The organism is Nonomuraea sp. MG754425, assembly GCF_021699195.1.
In the GTDB taxonomy this organism is placed as follows: domain Bacteria; phylum Actinomycetota; class Actinomycetes; order Streptosporangiales; family Streptosporangiaceae; genus Nonomuraea.
On record NZ_SSXE01000018.1, the window covers coordinates 63796 to 70576 of the forward strand.

The 6781-nt window shown below is 67.5% G+C and carries 4 protein-coding genes; 3 read left to right on the forward strand and 1 reads right to left on the reverse strand.

Going from position 1 to position 6781, the window contains the following annotated elements; all coding sequences use genetic code 11:
- Positions 1-3: 3 nt before the first annotated feature.
- Together FAF44_RS09400 and FAF44_RS09405 are read left to right on the forward strand one after the other, a co-directional pair.
- Entirely contained in the window at positions 4-1626 is a 1623-nt protein-coding gene (locus FAF44_RS09400; protein WP_237102660.1) for an extracellular solute-binding protein, read from the forward strand.
- A gap of 101 nt (positions 1627-1727) precedes the next feature.
- The gene (locus tag FAF44_RS09405; RefSeq protein WP_237102661.1) at positions 1728-5147 is read left to right on the forward strand and encodes an alginate lyase family protein; all 3420 of its coding nucleotides are present in this window, start codon (positions 1728-1730) and stop codon (positions 5145-5147) included.
- A 512-nt stretch (positions 5148-5659) separates the two neighbouring features.
- On the opposite strand, the gene FAF44_RS09410 is transcribed toward FAF44_RS09405, so the two are convergent.
- Positions 5660-5902, reverse strand: a complete 243-nt coding sequence (locus tag FAF44_RS09410; RefSeq protein ID WP_237102662.1) for a hypothetical protein — start codon at positions 5900-5902, stop codon at positions 5660-5662.
- 127 nt (positions 5903-6029) lie between these two features.
- Between FAF44_RS09410 and FAF44_RS09415 the strand changes: the two genes are divergently transcribed.
- The gene (locus FAF44_RS09415; RefSeq protein WP_237102663.1) at positions 6030-6566 is read left to right on the forward strand and encodes a MarR family winged helix-turn-helix transcriptional regulator; all 537 of its coding nucleotides are present in this window, start codon (positions 6030-6032) and stop codon (positions 6564-6566) included.
- The last annotated feature ends 215 nt before the right edge of the window (positions 6567-6781 follow it).

Below are 6781 nucleotides of genomic sequence, written 5' to 3' on the forward strand. Positions count from 1 at the left end.
GTCATGGCACCCACCTTCAGCCGCCGCCAGGTCCTGGCACTCGGCGCGGCAACGGGGCTGGCCCCGCTGCTCGGGGCCTGCGGCGACGGCAGCCCGAGTTCGCCGAACAGCTCGACCGGGTCGGTCAAGCTGCCCACCTACAAGCCCGTCACCGCGGCCACGCCCGACCTGGCCGCCGAGCCGGCGGGGGTGTCGCCGGGATACTTCACCTACCCGACCGCCTCCAGCGCCGCATCACAACCGGTGCGGGGCGAAGCCGTCACGGCACTGACGTACACCTACGACCCGATCGCCCCCGCGCTCGGCTCGAACCCCTACTGGCAGAACCTCAACAGCAAACTCGGCACCGAACTGAAGATCGCGTACGTCGCCTCGACCGACTACCGGAGCAAGGTCGCCACGACCATCGCCGGTGGCGATCTGCCCGACATGGTGGCTATCCAGGGCGTCGTCCAGCAGATGCCGGCCATGCTGAAGGCGACATTCACCGACCTCACCGAGTACCTGTCCGGGGACGCGGTCCTCGCCTACCCGAACCTCGCCGCCCTGCCCACCGATGCCTGGCGCAGCACCGTCTACGACCAGCGGATCTGGGGCATCCCCGTGCCGCGGGCACGGATCGGCACCGTGCTGTACACCCGGGCCGACCTGCTGGCCAAGGCAGGACTCAGCCTCCAGCCCGATTCGTGGGCCGAGTTCAAGCAGATGGCGGGCGCGCTGACCGACGAGCGGGCCGGTCGGTGGGCGTTCGGACAGATCCCGTTCAACACGATCCTTGAGATGAACGGGATCACCGGCAACTGGCCCGGCGGCGTCGGCGTCTGGCAGGCCGAGGGTGGCGTCTTCACCCACTCCGGGACGACACCGCAGTTCACGCAGGCCCTCGAGGACACCGTCGAGCTGGTGAAGTCGGGGGTGATGCATCCCGACCACGCGGGCGCGCCCAACACGAAGCGCAACGGGTGGATGCTGGCCGGCACGACCTCGTTCACCATCGGCGGGTACGCCGGGTGGGGCAAGTTCTACGGCCAGGCGATAGACGTGCCCGGCTTCCGCCTGACCGGCATGCTCTCGCCCACCCGCGACGGCACAGGGACGCAGGTACGCACGCCCGGCCCGACCCTGTCCAGCTTCACCGCTGTGGCCAGGACCGACAAAGCCGACCGGATCAAGCAGATCCTCAGGGTCCTCGACTGGATGTGCTCACCCTTCGGCAGCAGCGAGTACCTGGCCCTCCGGTACGGCGTCGAGGGCCAGACGTTCAACCGCAACGGCTCCGACCCGACCCTCACCGAGGGCGGGCGCAGCCAGATGTTCCTGCCGGTGCGGTACCTCGCCGAAGCATCGCCCGTCATCTACGAGCCGGGCAACCGCCAGGCCGTACAGGACCAGCACGACCACCAGGTCGCCGGCGTCCCGCTTGCCGTCGCGGACCCGACCCTCGGGCTGTACTCGGAGACCGCCGCCAGCAAGGCCGCCAGCGAGCAGCAGGAACTGGACTCGGTGCTGCTGGAGATCCAGTTGGGGAACAAGCCCGTCTCGGCGTGGCAGCCGGCCATCACGAAGTTCATGGACCGGGTGGGCAACAAGATCAAGGCCGAGTACGAGGAGCAGGCGGGTGGTTGACGCGCTGGACTCAGCAACACTCTCACGGGTTTAGGGAGAAGACAGTGGTGAGACGGAGCAAGTTACGTTGGTACCCGCGTCGTCGGGTCTGTACGGCGGTCGTGCTGGCTCTGGTGGCGGCGCTTCTGTCGCCGGGCAGGGCCGCCGCCGCCGACATGTCGGATCTCGGCGGGCTGCTCGACCTGACGCGCCCGGGGCTCGGCGCGGTGGCGGCCAAGCTGGCCGCCGGTGATGAAGTGGGCGCCGCGAGCGAGCTCAAGGTGTATTACGCGGGCCGCGCCGACGTCCAGTACCCGGCTCCGGCCGAGGGCCTGGGCGGTGGCGACTCGGGCCCCGACGAGCTCGCGGCGGGGATCTTCCGGTTCGGCGCCGAGACCCGCAACTTCTACAACAGCGCCGAGCAGCGGATCGACATCGACTGGCAGGACCTCTGGGGTGGGACGCAGACCACCCCGGGCAGCGCGCAGACTTTGATGAGCGACTTCACGTTCATGCCCAAACTGGCATTCGCCTACGTGTCGGAGAGTGACCCGGCAAAGCGTGCGGCGTACGCGGCGGCGTGGATGGACATCTCGCTGGACTTCTTCGCCGACAATCAGAGCTGGCCGCAGGGCCGCAACCTGTCGGCGGCCAAGCGGCTCGCCCAACTGGTCAGCGCGTTCTCCGTGTTCCGGACCGATCCTGGCATCGACGCGAGCGATCTCGTGGCGTACCTGTCCGGCGTGCACGCCACGACGGACTTCCTCGTCGGCGTGATGCAGATACATGTCGGAAACAACTGGTACGTGTCGATGGCCCGCTCCGTCCACGCGGCAGCCGTGTTTCTGCCCGAGTTCTCGTCATCGCCTGGCTGGGAGTGGTTCGCGGTGCGCTCGGCCGAGCGGTTCCTGCGCGCGTACCTGAAGGGCGACGGTGTGTACCGTGAGCCGGCGTTCAACTATCAGGCATACGTGGCGGATATGCTCAACTCCGTCATAGCAGTCGCGGAGGCCAACGGGCGAACCGTTCCTGATTCGCTCGTCCAGGGAGCGGACTGGATCGCGGATTCGCTGTTCGCGACCCGTCAGCCGAACCTGGAACCCGCGGCGATCGGCGACACGCCGAACGACTACGCGGGTACGTCGGCCATTCGCAGGAGCGGGGTACGCAACTCCTGGCCCGATTTCACCTGGGTCGCCTCCGGCCGAACGGAGGGGAGCGCCCCGACGCTGTCGTCCACGGTGTTTCCGATCAGCTTCGCGGTTCAGCGTTCCGGGTGGGACGCCGATGCCCGGTACATGCTGATCAACAATCAGAATTCCAGTTACACCGCCTCGCATCGGCATCCGGACGACCTCAGCCTGGTGATGGCGGCGTACGGGCGTCCGCTGATCGTCGACTCCGGGGTGGGGGACTACAGCGCGACTCCGACGAACGACTGGATGCGCCGTACCACCGAGGCGCACAACACCATCGAGGTCGACGGACTCCCGCAGACCGCCGGCGTCCGCCGCACAACGTCGCTGTGGCGCTCGAACGCGGGCCTCGACATCTACCGCGGTGCGGCGATGGGCTACCAGCCGGTCGCGCACGATCGCGCCGTCTACTTCGTCAAGCCCGGCTTCTGGGTGGTCTCCGACGACCTCACCGGTGACACCGCCGCGCACAAATACCGGCAGCTCTGGCACTTCCCCGGTGATCCGGTGACCGTCAATCCGACGACGAAGGTCGCCACGGTCGGGTTCGACACCGTGCCCGGAGCCGCACCCGTCGCCGGCGTGCGGCTCATCCCGGTGGCAACGGCCGGCGCCGCGGTAACCCCCAGGGTCCACGAGGATGGCGCCGTACGCGTCGGCGAGCAGGTGCTCACCAACGTCGACTACCTGTCGTACGACTGGTCCTCCACCGGGGCGACGGGACTGGACACGGTCGTGGTTCCCGGCAAGGCCGGCGCGGCGCCCTCGGTGACGGCCAAGCGCATCGCCATGCCCGGGGTGAGTCACTCCGTGGCGACGGCGATGGAGATCGCCCTGCCGGACGCGACCGGACGCTTCTACCTGTCGCGCGAGGCGACTCCCTCGTCGAGGGCGTTCGGGGCCGCCACGACCAACGCCGAGACCGCCTACCTCGAGCGTGCTTCGGGCGGCGGGCTTACCAGGTACGCGCTGACCAGAGGGTCGTCGCTGATCGACCAGGACAACACCGTCATCAGCGCATCCGCGCCGGTGTCCGATATCAGCGTGGAACTGCGCGGCGCGACCGCCCGGATCTCGCTTGGGGACCCGTTCACCGGCACGCTCTCCATCGACGCGCCGAACGCGAACGCGGTGATGGTGAACGACACCCCGATCGCGTTCACCCGCACGGGCAACCTCATCACCGTGTCACTCGAGGAACACTTCGCCCCGGCACCCGTGCTCAACGACGAGTTCGACGATGCCGGCCTGGACCGCACCGTCCATGACTTCAACGGATCCTTTGGCGGCTGGACGCCGGTCCAGGGGACCTGGGCGCTGACCGGCGCACAGCCGGACACGCAGTTGGCACAGACCTCGACCGCGGACATGGTGTCGTTCGCGGCGCTGCAGGACGTACCCGATGACGTGGTTGTGGCGGCGGACATCGTTCCCGGGGTACGCGGCCAGACGACGGCCCGTACCGGTCTCGCCTTCCGCTACCACGATTCCCGCAACTACTACCGGGCCGAAGTGCTCAACTCCACGTCGGGAGCGACGCTGCGGCTCGTGAAGATATACAACTCGACGACCACGGTTCTCGCGGAGACCGCACTGCCGAGCGGCGCCAACGTCCCGCACAAGCTGGTCGTGTCCGCGATCGGCAGGCATCTGAGCGCCAAGGTCGGCGATACGTCGATCTCCGCGGACGACGGACAGTTGCCGACGGGTGGTGCCGCCGCCTTCACGCATCGGCGGGCCGCGACCTTCGACAACATCGTGATCAGGGAAGGGCTCGATCAGGCCAGTTGGCGAGGAATAACAGGGACTGTGTCCGTCGCCTCGGGCAAGTTGCACCTCACGCCGCCTGCCGGTGGCCGGGCGCACGTACTGGCCGACTCGACACTGCCGACGCGCTTCTCCGAGGCGTGCGACTATGTCGTGGAGACCACGGTCACGATCGACGGATCCGTCGGTAACGCGGGAATCTCGCTGCGAGACACCACGGACGCGTACGGGTATCGGATCCACGTCGGCAAGACGAGCAACGGAACCCAGTACGCGAGCATCATCCGCGAGGCTCACGCGTCGGGTCCCGTCACAGTGGCCACGGCATCGATCAGCGACCCGTTGACAGGTCCCGTGCGACTGGGTGCGGCGATTCACGGCGACCGCATCACCGTGACGTTGAACGGCGATCAGATTCTGAAGGGTCGCGACACCGTGGTGCGCAGCGGCGGCGTCGGGCTTTACGCATCCACGGAGAGCTCGTTCGAGAACGTCACTGTCGCTCGGTCCTGCGGGGGGCGGGAGCGCCTGCGGCCAAGCGCCCCCGGCGCCGGCAACCGCTGGGACCACCACGGCTAAGTGATCTCGCTGGTGAATCCGATCCGGGCCAGGAGGTCCTCAGGGGCCGGGCGGTCTCGATGTAGCGGCGCTCGAAGGCGATGAGCCGGTCTTCGACCTGGTCAAGGCCGGTGAAGTCGTCGGGTGTGACGACCTTGCGCTGCGCGATGGCGAAGAGGATCTCCACTTGGTTCAGCCGGGAGGCGGGCACGGGCGGGTGGATCATCACCGTGTCGGGGAAGCGGCCGGCCAGCCGGTCGGCGGCTTCCCTGCCACGGTGGGAGGAGCCGTCGTCCACGATCCAGAACACCCTGTACCGCTTCCTCACTCATCGCGTGGTGCTTGATCTGCGGTTTGAGACGTTGTGTGGGCAAGATCCCTGCGTGTGCCGGCCTTGGTTCGGGTGTTCGGTCGGCTGTCCAACGCCGCGACGAAGGAGTACGGCCGGCCCGGGATGAACTGCGAGGCGCTCTTGGCCCGGCAGCTCAGAACGAGTAGATCGGGGAACGGGCGGCAACGCCATCGCGCCCTTGTCAGATCCGGCTTGATGTAGCTCGTCGCTGTCTTGGCCGCATCATCACCAGCACGATCCCGACCGCCGCGGCGACCACCCCGGCGGCCAGCCACCCAGGTGATCCACCGGTGACGGGCCGGCAGTCGGCGACGCACAGGATGGGATCGATCTGCACCACGTCGGCGCCTTGGAGGATCCACAGGAGGCCCAGCAGGATGAGGAGCGTCCCGCCGACGATCCTCGCGGCTCTACGCCATCTCATGGCTTCATCCTCGCCGTCTCCGGTGAGGGCAGGTGCGGTGCTGGTCGTGCGGGGAGGGGCTGGGGCATCGGGTCACCTTCGGCTATACTAAAAGTATTCAGGAAGCTTGATAAGGCTAGGTTATAAGGTGTCCGAACAATCCACAACTGCGGAGTCGTTCCTGCCGCAGCTCATCGGCCAGGCGTTCAACCTGATCATCGACGGGCTCTACCGCCACCTCGTCGAGAACGGATACGAGGATCTACGCCCCACTCACTACTTGAACGTGTTCCGGTTGATGGACTGCGACGGCACCCGCCCCACCACGCTGGCCCGCAGAGCCGGGATGACTCCACAGGCGATGAGTGAACTCGTGGGCTACCTGGAACAGCACGACTACGTGCGACGCGTCCCCGATCCCAACGATGGCCGGGGCAGGGTCGTCATCTTCGCCGACCGGGGCACCCGCGCCGCCGAGATCAGCGCCACCTACTTCGCCGAACTGGAGGCCCACTGGGCTGGCGTCGTCGGAGCCGGCGGTCTCCAGGACGTCAAGTCCGGCCTCGCCCAGATCCTCGCTCATGGCACGTCCACGCCGAGACCAGCCACCCCGTCGGGTGTCTCAAACCAGCCGGCCGCCACGCCCGCGCCATCCAGGCGGCCGACTGGGTCATTCAGGCGATGACGAACCTGGTGATGGACCTGGACGGTACGGGCTGCCGAGCGCGTTTCCTGTTCCGTGACAGGGACGGGAAGCTCCCCGCCCTCATGGACGAGATCCTCACCGAGGCCGGTTGTCTCCTAGTACTACATGGCTAGATCACGTTGGGTGATCTTTCGGTTTCCTGGTGTGCGAGGGCTGGAGTATGTGAACGTGATGGCATGCCCCAGCCCCATGAG

What these genes read in the sequence shown, in the direction of transcription:
- FAF44_RS09400 (WP_237102660.1), top strand. Translation starts at nt 4, where the DNA reads ATGGCACCCACCTTCAGCCGCCGCCAGGTCCTGGCACTCGGCGCGGCA.
- FAF44_RS09410 (WP_237102662.1), bottom strand. Translation starts at nt 5,902, where the DNA reads ATGAGATGGCGTAGAGCCGCGAGGATCGTCGGCGGGACGCTCCTCATC.